19 protein-coding genes and 2 pseudogenes are annotated in these 17425 nt (G+C 40.4%); 14 read left to right on the top strand and 7 right to left on the bottom strand.

Going from position 1 to position 17425, the window contains the following annotated elements:
* Positions 1-12 precede the first annotated feature (12 nt).
* The 6 genes from ABFG93_RS06260 to ABFG93_RS06235 all read left to right on the top strand — a co-directional run bounded on the left by ABFG93_RS06260 (position 13) and on the right by ABFG93_RS06235 (position 4201).
* Entirely contained in the window at positions 13-1020 is a 1008-nt protein-coding gene (locus ABFG93_RS06260) for an NAD(P)/FAD-dependent oxidoreductase (RefSeq protein WP_347551554.1), read from the top strand.
* A 14-nt stretch (positions 1021-1034) separates the two neighbouring features.
* The gene (locus tag ABFG93_RS06255) at positions 1035-1853 is read left to right on the top strand and encodes an ABC transporter ATP-binding protein (protein ID WP_347551552.1); all 819 of its coding nucleotides are present in this window, start codon (positions 1035-1037) and stop codon (positions 1851-1853) included.
* A 281-nt stretch (positions 1854-2134) separates the two neighbouring features.
* Positions 2135-2737, top strand: a complete 603-nt coding sequence (locus ABFG93_RS06250) for an N-acetyltransferase (protein WP_347551550.1) — start codon at positions 2135-2137, stop codon at positions 2735-2737.
* 113 nt (positions 2738-2850) lie between these two features.
* On the top strand, positions 2851-3027 hold the full coding sequence (locus ABFG93_RS06245; protein WP_347551548.1) for a hypothetical protein: 177 nt from the start codon (positions 2851-2853) through the stop codon (positions 3025-3027).
* Positions 3024-3449, top strand: coding sequence for a GNAT family N-acetyltransferase (locus ABFG93_RS06240; protein ID WP_347551546.1), 426 nt, complete (start codon positions 3024-3026; stop codon positions 3447-3449). The genes ABFG93_RS06245 and ABFG93_RS06240 overlap by 4 nt, the downstream gene beginning before the upstream one ends.
* 146 nt (positions 3450-3595) lie before the next feature.
* Positions 3596-4201, top strand: a complete 606-nt coding sequence (locus tag ABFG93_RS06235; protein ID WP_347551544.1) for an aldo/keto reductase — start codon at positions 3596-3598, stop codon at positions 4199-4201.
* 46 nt (positions 4202-4247) lie between these two features.
* Here the strand turns inward: ABFG93_RS06235 and ABFG93_RS06230 are convergent, their stop codons facing one another.
* Positions 4248-5096, bottom strand: a complete 849-nt coding sequence (locus tag ABFG93_RS06230; protein WP_347551542.1) for an STAS domain-containing protein — start codon at positions 5094-5096, stop codon at positions 4248-4250.
* 342 nt (positions 5097-5438) lie between these two features.
* On the opposite strand from ABFG93_RS06230, the gene ABFG93_RS06225 reads away from it, so the two are divergent.
* Together ABFG93_RS06225 and ABFG93_RS06220 are read left to right on the top strand one after the other, a co-directional pair.
* Positions 5439-5939: a DUF1648 domain-containing protein gene (locus ABFG93_RS06225; RefSeq protein WP_347551540.1), complete on the top strand. Its 501-nt coding sequence runs from the start codon at positions 5439-5441 to the stop codon at positions 5937-5939.
* A gap of 247 nt (positions 5940-6186) precedes the next feature.
* Complete coding sequence (locus ABFG93_RS06220; protein WP_347551538.1) at positions 6187-7134, top strand: ribose-phosphate diphosphokinase; 948 nt, start codon at positions 6187-6189, stop codon at positions 7132-7134.
* An 88-nt stretch (positions 7135-7222) separates the two neighbouring features.
* On the opposite strand, the gene ABFG93_RS06215 is transcribed toward ABFG93_RS06220, so the two are convergent.
* Together ABFG93_RS06215 and ABFG93_RS06210 are read right to left on the bottom strand one after the other, a co-directional pair.
* The gene (locus tag ABFG93_RS06215) at positions 7223-7855 is read right to left on the bottom strand and encodes a class D sortase (RefSeq protein ID WP_347551536.1); all 633 of its coding nucleotides are present in this window, start codon (positions 7853-7855) and stop codon (positions 7223-7225) included.
* A 68-nt stretch (positions 7856-7923) separates the two neighbouring features.
* The gene (locus ABFG93_RS06210) at positions 7924-8370 is read right to left on the bottom strand and encodes a hypothetical protein (protein WP_347551535.1); all 447 of its coding nucleotides are present in this window, start codon (positions 8368-8370) and stop codon (positions 7924-7926) included.
* Between the two features lie 333 nt (positions 8371-8703).
* On the opposite strand from ABFG93_RS06210, the gene ABFG93_RS06205 reads away from it, so the two are divergent.
* Positions 8704-9186, top strand: a complete 483-nt coding sequence (locus tag ABFG93_RS06205; RefSeq protein ID WP_347551533.1) for a FixH family protein — start codon at positions 8704-8706, stop codon at positions 9184-9186.
* Positions 9187-9327: 141 nt separating this feature from the next.
* Here the strand turns inward: ABFG93_RS06205 and ABFG93_RS06200 are convergent, their stop codons facing one another.
* Positions 9328-10068: a Cof-type HAD-IIB family hydrolase gene (locus ABFG93_RS06200; RefSeq protein ID WP_347551531.1), complete on the bottom strand. Its 741-nt coding sequence runs from the start codon at positions 10066-10068 to the stop codon at positions 9328-9330.
* 242 nt (positions 10069-10310) lie between these two features.
* Between ABFG93_RS06200 and ABFG93_RS06195 the strand changes: the two genes are divergently transcribed.
* Together ABFG93_RS06195 and ABFG93_RS06190 are read left to right on the top strand one after the other, a co-directional pair.
* Entirely contained in the window at positions 10311-11327 is a 1017-nt protein-coding gene (locus tag ABFG93_RS06195) for a threonine/serine dehydratase (RefSeq protein ID WP_347551529.1), read from the top strand.
* On the top strand, positions 11317-12990 hold the full coding sequence (locus ABFG93_RS06190) for a PucR family transcriptional regulator (protein ID WP_347551527.1): 1674 nt from the start codon (positions 11317-11319) through the stop codon (positions 12988-12990). The genes ABFG93_RS06195 and ABFG93_RS06190 overlap by 11 nt, the downstream gene beginning before the upstream one ends.
* Before the next feature lie 97 nt (positions 12991-13087).
* On the opposite strand, the pseudogene ABFG93_RS06185 reads toward ABFG93_RS06190, so the two are convergent.
* The 3 genes and pseudogenes from ABFG93_RS06185 to ABFG93_RS06175 form a co-directional block, all read right to left on the bottom strand.
* Positions 13088-13560, bottom strand: a pseudogene (locus ABFG93_RS06185) (DMT family transporter).
* A 12-nt stretch (positions 13561-13572) separates the two neighbouring features.
* Positions 13573-14001 (bottom strand): DMT family transporter, encoded by a 429-nt coding sequence (locus tag ABFG93_RS06180; protein ID WP_347551526.1) that lies wholly within the window; start codon positions 13999-14001, stop codon positions 13573-13575.
* An 81-nt stretch (positions 14002-14082) separates the two neighbouring features.
* Positions 14083-14397, bottom strand: coding sequence for an ArsR/SmtB family transcription factor (locus ABFG93_RS06175; protein WP_347551524.1), 315 nt, complete (start codon positions 14395-14397; stop codon positions 14083-14085).
* A gap of 345 nt (positions 14398-14742) precedes the next feature.
* Between ABFG93_RS06175 and ABFG93_RS06170 the strand changes: the two genes are divergently transcribed.
* The 3 genes and pseudogenes from ABFG93_RS06170 (at position 14743) to ABFG93_RS06160 (ending at position 17104) form a co-directional block, all read left to right on the top strand.
* Entirely contained in the window at positions 14743-15270 is a 528-nt protein-coding gene (locus ABFG93_RS06170; protein WP_347551522.1) for a DUF6886 family protein, read from the top strand.
* Positions 15271-15464: 194 nt separating this feature from the next.
* Positions 15465-16054 (top strand): annotated as a pseudogene (locus ABFG93_RS06165) (cupin domain-containing protein); the annotation flags it as partial.
* Between the two features lie 489 nt (positions 16055-16543).
* Positions 16544-17104, top strand: a complete 561-nt coding sequence (locus tag ABFG93_RS06160) for an isochorismatase family protein (protein ID WP_347551520.1) — start codon at positions 16544-16546, stop codon at positions 17102-17104.
* The last annotated feature ends 321 nt before the right edge of the window (positions 17105-17425 follow it).

The raw sequence follows: 17425 nt of genomic DNA, 5'->3' as shown, positions 1-17425 counted from the left end.
GAGGGAACGAAAGTGGAGAACAAAGACTTGTACGACGTTACGATTATTGGCGGGGGCCCAATTGGCCTTTTTACAGCTTTCTATAGTGGGATGCGGGAATTAAAAACGAAGGTAATCGAATATTTGCCGCAGGTCGGTGGTAAGGTGACGTATTTCTATCCAGAGAAAATTCTAAGAGACATCGGCGCGATTCCAGGTATATCTGGGGCTGACCTTATTAAACAGCTTAGTGAACAGGCGCAAACCTTTGACCCGACGATGGTATTTGAAGAACGGGTAAATGATCTTAAACGGGAAGATGATGGTACATATACTCTAATCAGTCATAACGGAAATAGGCATCATACGCGATCGGTCATTCTTGCTATTGGTCATGGGACGCTCGGTGTGAAGAAACTCCCTATTGAGGAAGCGCTTCAGTATGAAGGAGGCAATCTTCATTATTCCGTTGACCGACTTGAGTATTTTAGTGGAAAGCATGTTCTAATTTCCGGTGGTGGCGATTCAGCTGTCGACTGGGCTAACATGCTTGAGCCGCTTGCGAAAAAAGTAATGATCGTGCATCGACGTGAAGCATTCAGTTGCCATGAGAACAGCGTGACTGAAATGACAAACTCAAGTACAAAGATCAGGTGCCTGTGCTATGTTTCAGGATTGATTGGTGATGGGAATCGAATCGAGAAAGTCAGGCTCACACACGTGGATACAGGCAAAATTGAGGAGCTAGAAATTGATGAATTACTTGTCAATCATGGTTTCGACCTCGATCTCGGCGGTATCAAAGAGTGGGGACTAAACATGATTGATGGTAAGGTAGTCACAGACGGGAAAATGGAAACGAGTATCCCAGGCATTTTTGCAGCGGGCGATATTGTTACGTATCCGAATCGCTTATCTCTTATCGCAGGAGGCCTAGCGGAAGGACCGAAAGCATTGAATAGTGCGAAAGCTTACCTTGATCCTGAGGCTGAGGCCATGGCGATGTACTCAACCCATCATAAAGACTTTGTTGAAGTATAAACAGAAAGGAATGTTTGCTCGTGATTCAAACAGATAATCTTAAAATCGGATACCAGGATAACATCATAGTCGATCAACTTAATCTCAATATTCCTGAAGGCGAGATTACGGCTCTTGTCGGTGCGAATGGATCGGGCAAATCAACTATTCTTAAATCGCTGGCACGATTAATGAAACCCAAAAGCGGGGCTGTGTACCTTGATGGGAAAGCAATCCATGAGCAGCATACGCGTGAAGTCGCAAAGAAAATGGCGATCCTTCCACAAAATCCAACAGCACCTGAAGGTCTGACCGTGCTTGAGCTTGTGACTTACGGACGATTTCCCCATCAGAAGGGATTGAAAGCGTTAACAATTGAAGACAAAGAGAAAATTGCCTGGGCTATTGAAATGACAGGCATATCCGAATTTGCAAACCGTCCGATAGACCAGCTATCAGGAGGTCAACGCCAGCGCGCCTGGATTGCGATGGCACTCGCGCAGGATACAAATCTTCTGTTTCTAGATGAACCGACAACGTTTCTTGACATGGCTCACCAGCTTGAGGTACTCGAGCTTCTGCAAAAGCTAAATCGCCAGGAGGGAAGGACAATTGTAATGGTTGTTCATGATTTGAATCATGCAAGCCGATATGCTGGCCATATGGTTGCGATTAAAAACGGAACGGTCATGAAAACAGGAACACCAAAAGATGTGATGAAGTCAGAAATTCTGGAAGATGTGTTTGGCGTTCGAAGCGATATTATCTATGATCCAAGAACAGGACAGCCGCTCTGTTTGCCATTTGGATTATGCACGGAAGATCAGTATGTTACTGCTGGAGCTGGCCTGTAACCTCCTGCCTTTAGGCAGGCTTTTTTTATTTGTCAAAAGGATGCTATTTTTGTTTGTAGAATTAGAAATAGTAGCACGGAAGGGAGTGAAGGGAATTGAAAAAAGAAGAACTGAGAAAATTGTTTGATCAAGAAATGAGGAGAGATGTTAATCCGCCAGGTTTTATCCCACCCTTAAGTGGCAGTAACCCCCCCACCTAAGGCACATAAGTCAATCGAGATGTTAGGTAGGGGTCAACTGCCCCTAAAGGTCCGATTGGTTCAACTAACCATCAGAGGGGGATGAAAGAAAACCCCCTCTTATGGAATTTTCACTTTATGCGCGAGGAGTCGGAATTCGTTATTCGTCACGTTTCCGAGCATGAGGAAAAAGGGTTTGTCATCTATTCGAACCTGGATGAACAGAACATACATAAAGCAATTCAGGAGGAAGTAGCTCGTTTTCAAGAGGCGAAGCAGGGGTTTGAATGGAAGGTATACAGCCGTGATTCGCCAGCTAATTTTAAGGAGAATTTCAAGGCGAATGGATTTACTTGTGAAGATCCTGAGGCGTTGATGGTAATAGAGCTCACGAAAGACCATCTATTGCTAGGCGAGGATACTTCTCAGATCTGCGAAATAAAAGATGGAAATGGAATAAAGGTTATCGTGGGGTTAGAGGATGCGATCTGGGACGAGTCACATGAGGATCTCGGGATAAGACTTTGGCGTGATAAGAAGGGAAATCCAGAAGGCCTTTTTATTTATGGAATTTATGAAGAAAAGCAGCTTGTTAGTGCTGCATGGATGTATAAAGAAGGTAAAAGCTTTGCGAGTCTCTGGGGAGGTGCTACGCTACCGAATTATAGGGGGAATGGATTTTATCCCAGCCTTAAGGGGCAGTAAAACCCCCACCTAAGGCACATAAGTCAATCGAGATGTTAGGTAGGGGTCAACTGCCCCCAAAGGTCCGATTGGTTCAACTAACCATCACAGGGGGAGGAAGCAAAACCCCCTAAATGGAAGTTTCACTTTATACGAAACTTCTCGCAGCACGGGCTAAGGAAGCACTTGAGTTGAACCGCTCTTATTTAACGGTTGATGCGAGGCCAATGAGTCAGCCGATTTTTAGAGAAGTCAGTGTTTCACTGTCTCGGATATTCATACGCCTGTCATTCAAAGGAGGATTAATATGATTAAAGAAATGCGAACAATTGAAGAGGTGATGGAAGCGTTTAAGGTGATAAAAGAACTGCGCACACAACTGGATGAAGAGCAGTATCTATCTTTAGTGGCAGAAGCCCGTGAGAAAGATATGTATCAATTATATGCGCTGTACCAGAGAGGTGAGGTCGTTGCAGTTACTGGTTTTAAGCCAATGATCACGCTGTATAACGGTCGGTCTGTATGGGTTTGCGATCTTGTCACAGGGAGCGCCCATCGCTCGAAAGGATATGGTGAAATGCTGCTTACATTTGTAGAAGAATGGGCGAAAGATCGCGGTTATAGCAATATTACACTCTCGTCAGGTTTGCATCGAAAAGAAGCCCATCGCTTTTATGAAGAAAAAATGGACTACGATCGTGTGAGCTATTCATTTAAAAAGACATTAATTTAAAAGGACGGCATTCAAATTGGTGTCGTTTCTTTAGCCAGTGCTATAATTGCCGGAAGACAAATTATAGGAGGTGGCACGGCTTTGAGAAAACTGGGCCAAACATCTTATTCATTCTCTTGAAGGTAAGACGAATAGACCTCCATCAGGTGCACCGACCGTTTTCATTTTCTTCACCTGAAAAAGAAATGAAGGAAATGGCGAAACTTCTTAATGAAAACAAAATTGGTGCAGTAGGGGTTAGTAACTTTAATCGTGAGAAGATGGACCGAGTGATACAGGAATTAAAGAAACACGGTGTCGATCTTGCTTCAAACCAGATGAGGTACAGTTTGCTCGACAGGCAGATCGAAACGAACGGTGTATTAGACCTTGCTAAGCGGTACGGTGTAACGATTATAGCCTACTCTCCGCTTGAACAGGGGATATTAACTGGAAAGTTTCATCAAAACCCTGAGCTCGCAGAAAATCTATCTGGTCCAAGGAAGTACATGTCTCAATTTAAGCCACAGGGTCTAGCCAAAACGCTGCCCCTCATCAATACACTTGAGGAAATTGGAAAGGAATATGGCGTTGGAGCTGGACAGGTTGCCCTGAACTGGATTGTTCATTTCCATGGAGAAACGGTTGTCGCGATTCCCGGCGCTTCGAAACTCAAGCACGCGGAAGATAATGTGAAGGTTCTTGGTTTTAAATTAACCGGGGCCGAGATGAAGCGAATTGATGAAGAGTCAAGGAAAGTAGCTAAGATGTAGCAGTTAAATAAAGAAGACACACGGCCAGCGTGTGTCTTCTTGCTTTCTAGTCTTTCTCAATTAACTTAAAGCCAATATAGTCAAGAGCTACTTCTAGTGTTGGTACGGTCTTAGCTTGTAAAAGGTGATCATTCGCTGCTTCATGTCTGGCTATTTCAGGTGTAATACCAGTGATGACGGTTTCAATCCCCATAAGCTGTAAGGAAGGGACAAGCTCACCGAGGACGTTCGAAAACTCACTATCTATTATCATTAATCCTGAAAGGTCGACGATAAAATAGTTGATATCTCGGTTTGCACCGTATTGAAGAGCAGTCTGAGTAATATTTTCAGTGCGATCTTCGTCAATGAGGCCCTGTAACGAAAGAATCGCTATACCCTGGGTAATTGGGACAATCGGAACAGTGAGAAAACTCATGTTGTATTTCGTTTGATCAAGATCAATAACATAAGAAAGAATTTCGGCCATCGATTTCAGGTATTGGATATCTTCATCGCTAAAATCCTTTTCTTCTTTATCCATCACACATAAAGTACCGAATACTTCTCCGTTTAATTTGGTTAATGTAACGCCTAGAAATCCCTTGACCTGTAGCTGTGAAGTCACTTCTAGTTGCTCTGTTAACTTATCCTTCGTTAGGTTAACCGTATTCATGGCATTGTGTTCATTGCCAATAATTAAGCGACAATACGTACCACTATATTCAACTTCATATCCTTCAGGGATAATTTCTTCCTTTTCATTAAAAGAACTAAGTACTGTCATAGCATTATTGCCTCGTTTGGTCACGTAGGCTGTATTGACATTTAATCGCTCGCTAATTAATTTAAATAATCGTTTAGAAGCGGTTTTTAATGAAACGAACTGTGATGAATCTAAATTGTAATTACTCAATTCTTTTGAACCTCCTCTATAACGACCCATAAGTATTCTAATTTCTATTCTATTATAGATCAGCTTGATGAATCAACTTAAGTATAGACAACGGGTGAATGTATGGTATGTATGATTATGGAAGAAGTGAGTGGGCTTTATGATTCTATTTAATCAGACTATGAAATTCTGACGAGTGATGTAATGAGTTCGGGTCAATTATTGATGAACAAAGGCACCCATGATTTTATCGCTGGATCTTATGTGAAAGGAAGTGAAGAAAGGATGACAATCACCTCTCCTTATTTTGAATGAAACTTTTTGAGGCGCATTACGTATAACAGGTAGAAGAGAGGTGGGGTTATGATGGAGAAGAGACCGAAAATAAAGGTTGAGAAGTCTTTTCTACAACGATTGTTCGATCTGGGTGGGCTGGTCATGTTACTTCTATGTCTGCTCTATTTGTACCTCGAGTGGTCAGCGTTACCTGAAGAAGTGCCAATTCACTTCAATGGGCAAGGCGAGGTAAACGATTGGGGTGGAAAAGGCTCACTTCTACTTCTTCCTCTCATTGGAGCGGTGATATGGATAGGGTTTTCTTTTCTAGAACGTTATCCACATGTGTACAATTACGTGGTGAAAATAACGAAAGGAAACGCAGAGCTGCAGTATCGGAGTGCAGTTTCCTTGATTCACTTCTTGAAGAATACCATTGCGATTTTATTTGCTTACCTGACATGGGAGACAATTCTCGTAGCGAGTGGAGAACGGGCGGGTTTAATTGATTGGGTCTTACCAGCATTTCTTATGCTGATCTTCGGGGCAATTGTATTATATGTCATCCACTCCATACGCTGGAGATAGTTATGAAGAGTGTATTCTTTATAAAAATTTCAAAAAAAATCTGCAGGAATTGACCATCTGTGTATGGTATAGTGGAGAAGAAGTTTAAACTAATTACATACGTATGGGATACATACGCAGTCTATAAAGTGAAACTTCTATAAGTGGGGGGGTTGAACACCACTTATGGTTAGTTGAACTAATCGGACCTATAGGGGCAGTTACTGCCTATATAGGTGGGATAAATGAAAGATAAAGGAGCTACGCTATGCTACGCCAGGAAGAAGATGTGAAAGTGTTCGCTTTGAACTCGAATCCGGAGTTAACAGAGGAGATTGTTGGGGTCCTGGGGATTCAAGTAGGAAACTGCTCTGTGAAACGTTTTAGTGATGGAGAGATTCACATGAACGTTGAGGAAAGCATCCGTGGTTGTGATACATACCTCGTTCAGTCCATTGCAGGCTCAGGAAACGACTACCTGATGGAGCTTTTGATAATGATCGATGCGCTAAAGCGTGCATCTGCTAAAACGATTAACGTAGTCCTCCCGTATTACGGATATGCGCGACAGGATCGAAAAACCGGACCAAGACAGCCAATTACGGCAAAGCTCATCGCAAATATGCTTGAGCGTGCTGGTGCAACTCGTGTGCTGACCATTGATTTGCACGCGAATCAGATTGAAGGCTTCTTTAATATCCCAGTTGACCAGGTGTCAGGAATCCCGATTCTTGCGGAATACTTCGTGAATAAGAATTTGGGAGATGTTGTCGTCGTTGCGCCAGACAACAGTAGTGCGCTTCGTGCCCGTAAGCTAGGATCACTTCTTGATGTACCGATTGCTCTCATTGACCGTCGTTCGTATGATACAGGTGAACCGTCCACTGTGAATGTAATTGGTGATGTAAAGGGGAAAACGGCGATCATTATCGATGACATGATCGACACAGGAAGAAACGTTGCACTTACGTCACGCATTTTAGAAGAAAATGGTGTGAAGGAAGTCTATGCAACGTTTACACATGCGGTGTTATCAGGCCGTGCTACAGAAGAAATTGCTGATTCAAATATTAAAGAAGTTGTCGTTACAAACACGATTGCTTTACCTGAAGCGGAGGATCTTGATAAGATCACGGTTCTTTCGATTGCGCCATTGCTTGCAGAGGCGATCCACATCGTACAGGAAAAGCTATCCATTAGCAAAATACGTTCATAATAAGATGAAGAGAGCTGACGAATCAGCTCTCTTTTTGATATGAAAAAAGCCTTCCCAAGAAGTATAGGATGGCTTACACAGTATAACGTTATGTTTCTTCCATCTGGATCAAGCTTGCTTCGATAATATATCGATCAGGCGCTGAGCCGAGGAAATCAAAAGGATAACAGGTTGTTAGTGTTAAAGTTGGCGTATTTTTTTTAACAATAACGCTTCGGTCGTGCTCATCTGTGATCCATGTTTTTCTTATTTGGTATTCGTACGAAACATCACCTACTTTTAGGTAGAGGCGATCACCTTTCTCGAGTTGATCAAGCCCATCAAATACGGTGTCTCGGTGACCGGCAAGTGCTGTATGCGCGGCTTTTGCTGGCACTGTCGTGTAGTCTGTATCGTACATGCCGACGCCCAGTTTGAGAGTTTCATCATCCGTACCCCAATAGATGGGATAAAGGTATCCGAGCTTTGGGATCGTTAGCTCTCCAATTTGTTCTCCAGTTTCGAAATTGTAGGATTCCATTGAGCGTGAAATCACACTCGTTTTAAGAACTTCTTTATTTAATGTCTCTTCTTTTTTCGTATCATTCCAATTCACCGCCACCGCTTCCGCTTTTTTCGGGTTAAACGTTGCGACACTTTTTTGACTCCACCATTCATACCCGCTCCAGATTGTAACGAAAAATCCTACGAGAATGAGAATTGTGCTTATATTTCTTCTCAACAGTATCACCTTCTTTAGTGATGAAGAGATAGACGGTGACCGCCTATCTCAAAGGGATGGTATGTGTTTTAAGAGTGAACTCTTTTTTGAAATAGAAGTAGAGAACCGAATGCAGCAATTGCAAGCCCAAGTCCCATATAGAGTGGATAGTTTGTTGCTGTGTCTGCCATTTCAGCACCTTCTTCTGAGCTCTCGTCTGAATCTGAACTACTATCTTCTTCACTTACCATGTTTTCATCCGAAGAAGTTTCCTCGTCAGAAGTTGCTTCTTCTGTATCATCTGATGAACCTGTACTAGCTCCTTCATCGTAACCCTTTAATGTTTCACAGGCATCTCCGTCACTATCGCGATCAAGGTCATTAGGATCAGTGTCGGGATCGTTATTTTCAAAAAAAGTTTGTGCTTCTTGCCACGAAGAAAAGTCGCCACAGTCTTTATCATCATCAGCATACCCGATATTCGAAAAGCCGAGCACTAACAAGAAAGCAGTTAACATAGAAACGAGTTTTTTCATTTTAGTCCTCCCCGGATTAAGTATTTGTAATGCCATCCCTATTTTGATGGTAACAGTTTCCAATTGAATATTCATTAATATTGTCGGAATAAACAGAAAAATAAGACGTTATTACTAAGATAAGAAAATCGTTTCCTTAATTGTGGATATTTGACGAAATGTATTTGCTAGATCTTATTACATATGATCCAAAGGTTCTTCTTTCTCGTTAGCTAAGTAGGAGAAACATGAGAAGCTGAATCGATTGAAAAGAATACCACTTATGATTGGAATGGCATTTCTACTTGCGCTTGCAGCATGTTCAGAAGCTTAGAGAACATAAGCAACGAAGAAATGAACAGTACACAAGTTGATGCCGAGAAAACGAATGAGGAAGGTATGAATGAAGAAGAAACGGGTGATGCGATGGTAAGAGAGGCGGCACAGGCTGAAGATGAGAGTGAGAAAAGCATGTCGGAACCTTCATTAAAAAAAGAAATTATGGAAGAAATTTCAGATGGCCATCATGAGGATCATCACAGACCGGAATTGAACACCATGCTCGAAAACGATACTCAGGATCCTGCAGTGCTTATGACAGAAGTGCTGGAAGATGGACATCAGCTTGTTGAAGCAGATGTACGTTTTGAATACTGGAAAGAAGGAGAAGAGAAGCATACCTACACAGATGCGGAAGAAATGGGGGAGGGTATGTATGAAGCTAAAATAGAAATCCCCGAACCAAGAACGTACAACATGAAAGTTCATGTAGAGAAAGGGGAACAGCTTCATTCACACAAACCATATGTGCTTAAAGTTACGGAGAAAGATAAGTAGCTATGAAAGCAGGGGGAATTGAACGGTATGGACAGATATTCCTCCCAGTGTAAGGAATAGAAAAGGGGGTGCAGAGGTGTTTTCCACTGCACCCCCTTTCGACAAATAGCGGGTGGTGACAGGCACCGCTTAACCGCTTTTTTACTTCAATACACGCTCAATGGCATGTGCTACGCCATGCTCTGTGTAGTCTTTTGTGATCCAGTTTGCTGCTTCTTTAACGCGTTCTTGAGCATTCCCCATAGCTACGCCGAAACCTGCTTCGCGGATCATGGCGATATCGTTCATGCTGTCTCCAACAGCCATGACGTGCTCCATAGAAAGATCAAGCCAGTCGCAGACCTTGAGAAGTGCAGCGGCTTTGTTTACACCAGCTGGATTAATTTCGAGGTTAGTCGGACTTGAGTTCGTCACTTCGAACGCTTCGTTTGCCATTACTTCATCGGTAATAACCTTACGGATCTCGTCATCTTTAATATCAAAACCGAATTTTAACCATTGATACTCATGAATTTCTCGATCAAATGGCTTCTGTGTATTAAAGACGCCCTCTGTTGTGGATGACCAGAAATACACGTCATGCTTCACTTTTAATTCCCAGAGTCGCTTTACAAGCTCGTTATCCAGGTGGGTACTGTCCACAAGCTCTAATTTCTTATTATAGACCTGTCCACCGTTCACTGTTACAAGATACTCAGAACGTCCGAGTTGCTCTGCAATGTCACGGCAGAAAGGTAGCGAACGACCAGTGCTTAAAACAACGTGAATACCTTGCTCCTTAGCGCGCTTTACAGCTTCTTCATTTTCTTTTGAAACTTCCCCATCATGATTGACGAGTGTTCCATCCATATCTAATGCAATTAGTTTAATCTCTTTATTCATCTCTACCACTCCTATTTTTCGCTCTCTCTATTCTAATACAAAATCGACAGGATCTGTAGTCATTGTGCTTAAATCACCATTTTTAGAAGGGGGTCAGACACGTGTCTGACCCCCCTCCTCTTTTTGATTTTAGTATAAAACTTCCAATGGATTAGAATCCTTACCTAAATTACAGTATAATTAACAGAAAATAATGAATATATAATAAATTATTTACATTCTTCAAAGGAGGCATGATGCATATGGATTTACCCCATAATGGCCTTCATTCTACTACTTGCCCCACACTTCGGGATATTTGGATTGCAAAGAAACGAATCGCATCATTTATTAAGGCGACTCCCCTTGTGCATTCCGACCGACTTTCAATCGAAAGTGGTACAGATGCTTACCTTAAACTTGAAAATCTTCAGCCAACTGGTGCATTTAAATTACGTGGTGCCGCGAATAAGATTCTAAGCTTGTCGGAAGAGGAGCGTGAAAAAGGTGTAACGACTTTCTCGACAGGGAACCACGGGTTGGCTGTTGCTTATGTGGCAAAGCAGCTTGGTATGAAAGCACTCATTTGTATTTCTAATCGTGTTCCGTTAAATAAAGTGACCAAGCTTCATGACTTGGGAGCGGAGGTGAGACGGATCGGAGAGAACCAGGACGATGCAGAAGCCTATTGCTATCAGCTTCGAGATGAGGAAGGAATGTCGGTGATTAAGCCATTTGATGATCCGGAAGTCATCGCAGGTCAGGGGACGATTGCGCTTGAACTGCTTGATGAACTGCCTGACATTGATACGTGTATCATTCCACTGTCAGGAGGGGGATTGCTTTCAGGAATTGCGCTTGGATTGAAGGTAGCAGACCCGTCCATTCGAATCATCGGTGTTTCTATGAAGAATGCAGCGGTTATGTATGAAAGCATCAGGATAAACAAACCAGTTACGCTAGTAGAACAGGACACGCTAGCTGATAGTTTACTTGGGGGAATTGGACCAGATAATGCATATACATTCTCGATGGTGAAGGAATACGTAGATGAAATCGTGCTGCTTTCAGAGGATGAAATTGCTTCTGGAATAGCGTTTATGTGGCATCAGCATCAGATGGGTGTGGAGGGGGCTGCTGCAACAGCAGTCTCGGTATTATTACATAGAAAAGCGAAGGGAATTAGCAAGCGTACTGCAGCGATTATTAGCGGGGGCAATGTGGACTCCACTCGTTTACTTGATGTCATAACTGCCAGGGGTGATCGATATGGCGGTTAGTCTCAAGGAAATCATCGAATTGCCTATGCTTTCCCATGCCAAAATACATTCAGGGAACAGAATGATTCAAAACAAACAGGTAGAATGGGTATCTGTGATTGAGACGCCTGTCGAAAATTTTGTTCGACAGCATGAGTTTGTACTCAGCACAGGTATTGGGCTTGGTAAAGACCCGGAAGCATTACTAGGTTTCGTTCAGGATGTCTATGAATCAGGAGCATCTGCTCTTGCTCTTGCAACTGGACGTCATCTCTTTGATATCCCGAAGCAGGTCATTTCCTATGCACAAGAGAGGGAATTTGGATTAATTGAAATGACATGGGAAATCCGGTTTTCTGATGTAATTCAGGCGTGTATGGATAGAATTAATCACTATCAACAGGAAGAGTTAAGAAGATCTGAAGAAATACAGCAAAGGCTTTTAGAAATGGTCCTTCAAGGTGGCAACGCTAATGATATCGCACGGTTTGTTAACAAGCAGACGACTTCGCCAATTCTAATTGCAGACTCAAAAGGTAAAGTGAAAGGAAAAGCAGGGTGTTCGAAGTCCATTCTTGAGAAATGGAATGCCTACCGTGAGCAATATATGAACATTACACGAGCTGGTGGAAATATGCTTCATCCAATGCTCAAAAAGATTGAGGAATTTGTGATTGGGGAGATGCCCGGATTAGTTATGAAGATTCAATCTGCAGGTACAGAGCAGGGGGAACTTGTGGTTTTCCCCAAAAATGATACGAGCGAGATTGATACAAGTTTATTAGAGCACGCTGCTACCGCTGCTGCACTTGCATTTTTGAAGGACAATGCAATTGAAGAAACTGAAATGCGATTAAAAGATGATTTTATACTTAGTATTGCAAACGGCGAATACTCCTCAGAAGAGCGCCTCCTTTCTCGTGGTAAGCTACTTGGCTATAACCTCACGCTTCCATATGTCTGTGTGATGGGACAACTGGATAACCTTACTGACCTTTCCCAAAAAAACCGAAAAGGTTTTTCCTCTTACGAACATTGGTTTGAAAGCATGATTTACTATGTAAGCGAGGAAGTATTGTATGCAGGAGAAGCAATTGAGCGAAGAATTCTAACAACTGTTCAGGACAACAAACTCGTTATCTTTCTAGAAACTGAGCATGGGAAAAATGAACTTGTGAATCAGTTTCTGGATTTACTGGAGAGACGATTAAGTAAACTGTTTCCAGGTATCGTACTAACGTGGGGAATTGGCAAAAGTGGTGAGGGTGTGCTTGTCTTTAAAGAAAGCTATGACAAAGCATGCGTGGCGCTGGATCTTGGTAGAAAACAAAAAGGTTCTGGAAGTCGTATAGATTACGAAGATACAAAAATCAATCGTTTGTTGCAAAGCCTTTCACGTGATAAAGATGTCCAGGAAGTCACTATGTCAACAATCGCTCCATTACTTGCCTACGATAAAAAGAGAAACATGGATTTGATCGGAACCTTCACAGCTTATCACTTGAACAATGGGAACGTGAGTCAGACTGCACGAAAGTTGAATCTACACAGGCAGTCACTTCTTTACCGATTACGAAAAATCGAGTCACTAACACAGCTTTCGCTTATAAGCCCCGACGATGTATTTCTACTCGATCTTAGTATTAAAATATGGTCAGTTGGATTAAAAGATGAAAGATTGTAGTGTGGTTAACGCTATGAAAGAGAGAGGTCCCTCTTATTAGAGAGAACTCTCGAATGCTTTTCTAATGACTTCCTCTTTATTGTTTCCGTAGACTTATTTAAATCTCAGGCACTTCCACTTTCTTTTTTGATAGCTTATTTCCTTGATAAATAAAATAGAGAGCTAAAGCCATGAACCCTAGAGCAATCATTCTTTTCCAATCCACTACTATTTGGATGCTGCCGAACCAACCAAAATGGTCAATAACAACACTTATCACTAGTTGACCAATAATTGTTGTAATATTAGTTGCAATTACACCGATTTTTGGGATAGCTATAACAGTAAAAGACAGATAAATAGCCCCCAGGAATACAGCACTTAACTGCTAGTTAGGTGCATCCATTATTGCTAGTAAATCCCCCTGTCCAAAGAACAGAATAATGATAAATAGAAATATTGCTCCGGTAATAAAGGTTAAAAGTGTAGCTTCGATTGTACCGGCTTTTTGACTGAAAGTACCATTAATTGACGATTGTGTCTCAACGTGATACCACCTATTAAGGTGAATAAAATCATAATAATATCCATTAATTAGACCTCCTACTTGATTAAAATAAGTGCAATGATCATTGAAATAGCCGCAAATACTTTTTGTTTATTTATTTTTGCTGTTTTGCTGCCAAGCCAACCGAAATGTTCAATGACTAGACTCATTAACATCTGACCAATAATTACAGACACCATCGTTATACCTACGCCGACAAATGGAACACTGATAACAATAGCTAATAGATATGCGATACCTAACACACCGCCGAGTAGTGTCCATTTAGGTGCTTCCACCGTATAAGAAAGTTTACCTTTACCAAAGAAAACCCATAATATTCCCATAATTAATGAACCAACAGCAAAGTTATAGAACGTGGTTTCTAGCTCACCCACTGTTTCTCCTAATTCACCATAAATAGCACCCTCAAAGCTGAGTGCAGCTCCTGCTAAGAGTGCAAATATATATGAAAAGTAACGCATATTATTAATCCTCCTATTTATCCCATTATTTAAATATCTAGAATAATCGATATAAACAAATAAAAATACAGAAGTCTGAAGTCAGATTTCTGTATTAAGGTATTCTGCTAACTGACGAATAACCTCTTCATTGCGCCTATAATAGGTCCATTGGCCGTAGCGAACAGATTCAAGTAACCCAGCTTTTTGCATCATATTTAGGTAATGTGAAACCGTAGATTGAGAAGCTTTAGCTTTTTCTTGAATATCCCCCACACAAACACCACCTTCGATACTAACCTCCTTTGGAAGATGAGCTTGTTGTTTGGGGAAATGCTTCTCCGGTTCTTTCAACCACTGTAAGATGTTAAGCCGAGTTTCGTTAGACAATGCTTTGAATAAATCGATTGGTTTCATGCTTGGTATTATATATCGAATAATTTCGATATGTCAATGTTTGAGATTAAAAACAGTCACTGATGGAACATCAAGGGACTGATTAGCAAGGAGTTAGATGATTGATATACTGTATTCCATTACGCTTGCTGGACATTTCAAGACCTTGCTGCTCATGTCGCTATAACAGCTCAACGAGGAATTTGTTTAGAAGGACTCCTTACACTATATTTCCCTTGGTTCCTCGCTCCCACCATATATCTTCTATTTTAGGAGATTATCAAAGTTGTATTGACGGAATTGAGAAGGATCCAATTTATTGTATATTAAAAATAGAAGGGTAGTTCATTTTAAGGAGTGAAGCTTGTGCGGATTTTCCATGTAAGTGAAGAGAATGATATCCAAGGATTTAAGCCCCGAATCCCTACTCGAACGGATTTAGATTCAACAAAAGGGCTTGTATGGGCAATAGACGAAAGATGCTTGCCTAACTTTTTAACGCCTAGAAATTGTCCGCGTGTTTGCTATCATGTTGGACCAAATACCTCAGAAATTGATAAACAAAAATATATATCATTAAAATCATGTTTGCATGTAGTTGTAATTGAAAACAAATGGTTTAAAACGATGAAAAACACTAAATTATACTTGTATGAATTTGATGCAAAGCAGTTCACACTTCAAGACGAGAATGCTGGCTATTATATAAGTGAAACAACACAATTTCCAATTGCTAAATTTGAAGTGGTTAACTTATTTCAAGATGTATTTTTACGTAATGTTGAATTACGTTTAGTAAATAACTTGTGGGATATTTGTGATGAAATTCAAAAAACAACATTTAATTGGTCAATGTGTAGAATGGGATTTGCACAGCCAAGGAATAATGAATAAGCCATAAACCTATAAACTTTTTATTGAACTTTAAACAGATTATTCAGCGAAAGATGTTCAGTTATAACGTTTATCTGCGAGATCATCGCTACAAAAAGAGTACCAAATTATCGATAAAATAAGTCACCTCGAATCTAAGTACATCATCTTAACTAGCGCATAGGATATTTTAAACTGTGAAGGGATTGAGAAAAGTGTACTACGATCCTTATATGGATCAATATCAATATCCTTATTTTGTTAATGCACCAATGTATAACTATGGAAGACAGTCAGTTTACTCTACTTTTCCTAATGAGATAGAGCAGGCTGATTTTTTTCGCTCTTCCAATAGTGATGGAAGTATGTTGTTAACAGATTATAGACCGAAACCATTTGTTGCTAATATCAATGCAGCAACGAAGCAAAACAATACGTATCGTACTGCTTTCTGGACGGGGAACCATTTGCAAGTTACTTTAATGAGTCTCAATGTTGGCGAAGATATCGGTTTGGAAATGCATCCTGACGTTGATCAATTCTTACGTATTGAACAAGGCCAGGGAATGGTTCAAATGGGTAAGAGTAAAGAAAATTTAAATTTAGAAATGTCTATGATGATTCTGCAATCATGATTCCTGCTGGAACATGGCACAATCTAACAAATACAGGTAATATTCCGTTAAAACTTTACTCGATCTATGCTCCTCCTAAACATCCATTTGGTACCGTCCATTTTACTAAAGCAGATGCAATGGCTGCTGAAGAGGATTCTAGTCATGGCAATGGAAATACATCTGTTTATGGCAGAACTCCAGATGAATGGGTGAAATATACAGAATTTTTGGTGCAAGAAGGCTTGGAGGATGTTAAAAGAGGAATAAATGCTACACACATTCTTCAAGAATTTATTCTAATGGGAGTTCTTGTAGGGAAGGGGTATTCTCCTGAAGGAGCATATGAGGTAGTAGAAGAATGGGAACGGCGGACAATCAAAGCTTCTGCAGCAAAGTAAAAAAATGTAGAGATAGAGTAAGAGAAATATTTTAAAATATTAAGGGTGTGGTCATATGCCCAAACTCCTTTTATTTCTACAAACTTAAACCAAAATGTTAAATCCATAATACAATCGGAAGCAATAATTGAAGATCCAAATGGTTGATAGTAAACTCTTCCCTTACTTCAGATGTAGGTAGGATAGTGGTAGAAGGTATTGTAAATATTTTGACGAAGATATCTTTTATGTAGAAGTGCTGAAATTTGTACTGCCAATCACATAAAGGGAGAGAAATAATTGAAACAAACTTTACTAATAATCGATGCTCAACAAGAATTAATGGAAGGTAATCAAGAAGAACAAGGAGTTTTTGATAAAGACAAAATCATTCATAATATTAATACTGTAATTGAAAAAGTAATAAATGAGAGTATCCCAGTTGTTTTTATAAGAGATTTAGATGTTTCGAATGGAGAAGGACTAGGATTCCAGATACATAAGGACATTAACGTACCTTCCGATGCTGTCATATTTGATAAGGCTGCTACAAATACATTTTATGGCACTCCATTAAACGAACATTTAAGTAAAAACAATATAGAGCACCTTGTAATAATGGGATGTAAGACAGAACATTGTATTGATACAGCTGTTAGAACAGCAACAATCAATCATTTTGATGTAACATTAGTTGGAGATGGACATTCTACTTCTGATTCCAAAAACTTATCTGCACAACAAATCATTATTCATCACAACGAAACTCTTCACGGACATTATAATGTAGACAATTTTTCAGTGGTTAGAAACACTAATGAAGATTTGTTTATACCTTTTCACAATAAATACCGATCGTAATTGTATCCAACGAAAGCTTATCCTGAAGAAAGCAATTACTATAGGGAGTTTCTAAATGACACTGAACGATTGAGACGTAAACTTGAAAACAATTACAAAACACCACTTAAGAATTACGCGATATCTACCAGTTAATAAGAATGCAGCGCTACCATTCATGGAGCGCTGTTTTTTGCGTTTAAAAGAATTCAAGTACTTGTTAAATTGTCTAAAAACACATTCAAAACTTCATACAATTTAGCAGTTGTCTGGAAAAACGTCCATTTTGTATGATAAAAACAATTAATTAACTAAATATTTAAAAATGAAAGAAATTTTAGT

The sequence above is a fragment of the Pseudalkalibacillus hwajinpoensis genome (assembly GCF_039851965.1).
GTDB lineage: Bacteria > Bacillota > Bacilli > Bacillales > Guptibacillaceae > Guptibacillus > Guptibacillus hwajinpoensis_E.
The sequence above is the reverse complement of the archived record's forward strand: the minus strand, read 5'-3'. Positions and strand labels throughout refer to the sequence as shown.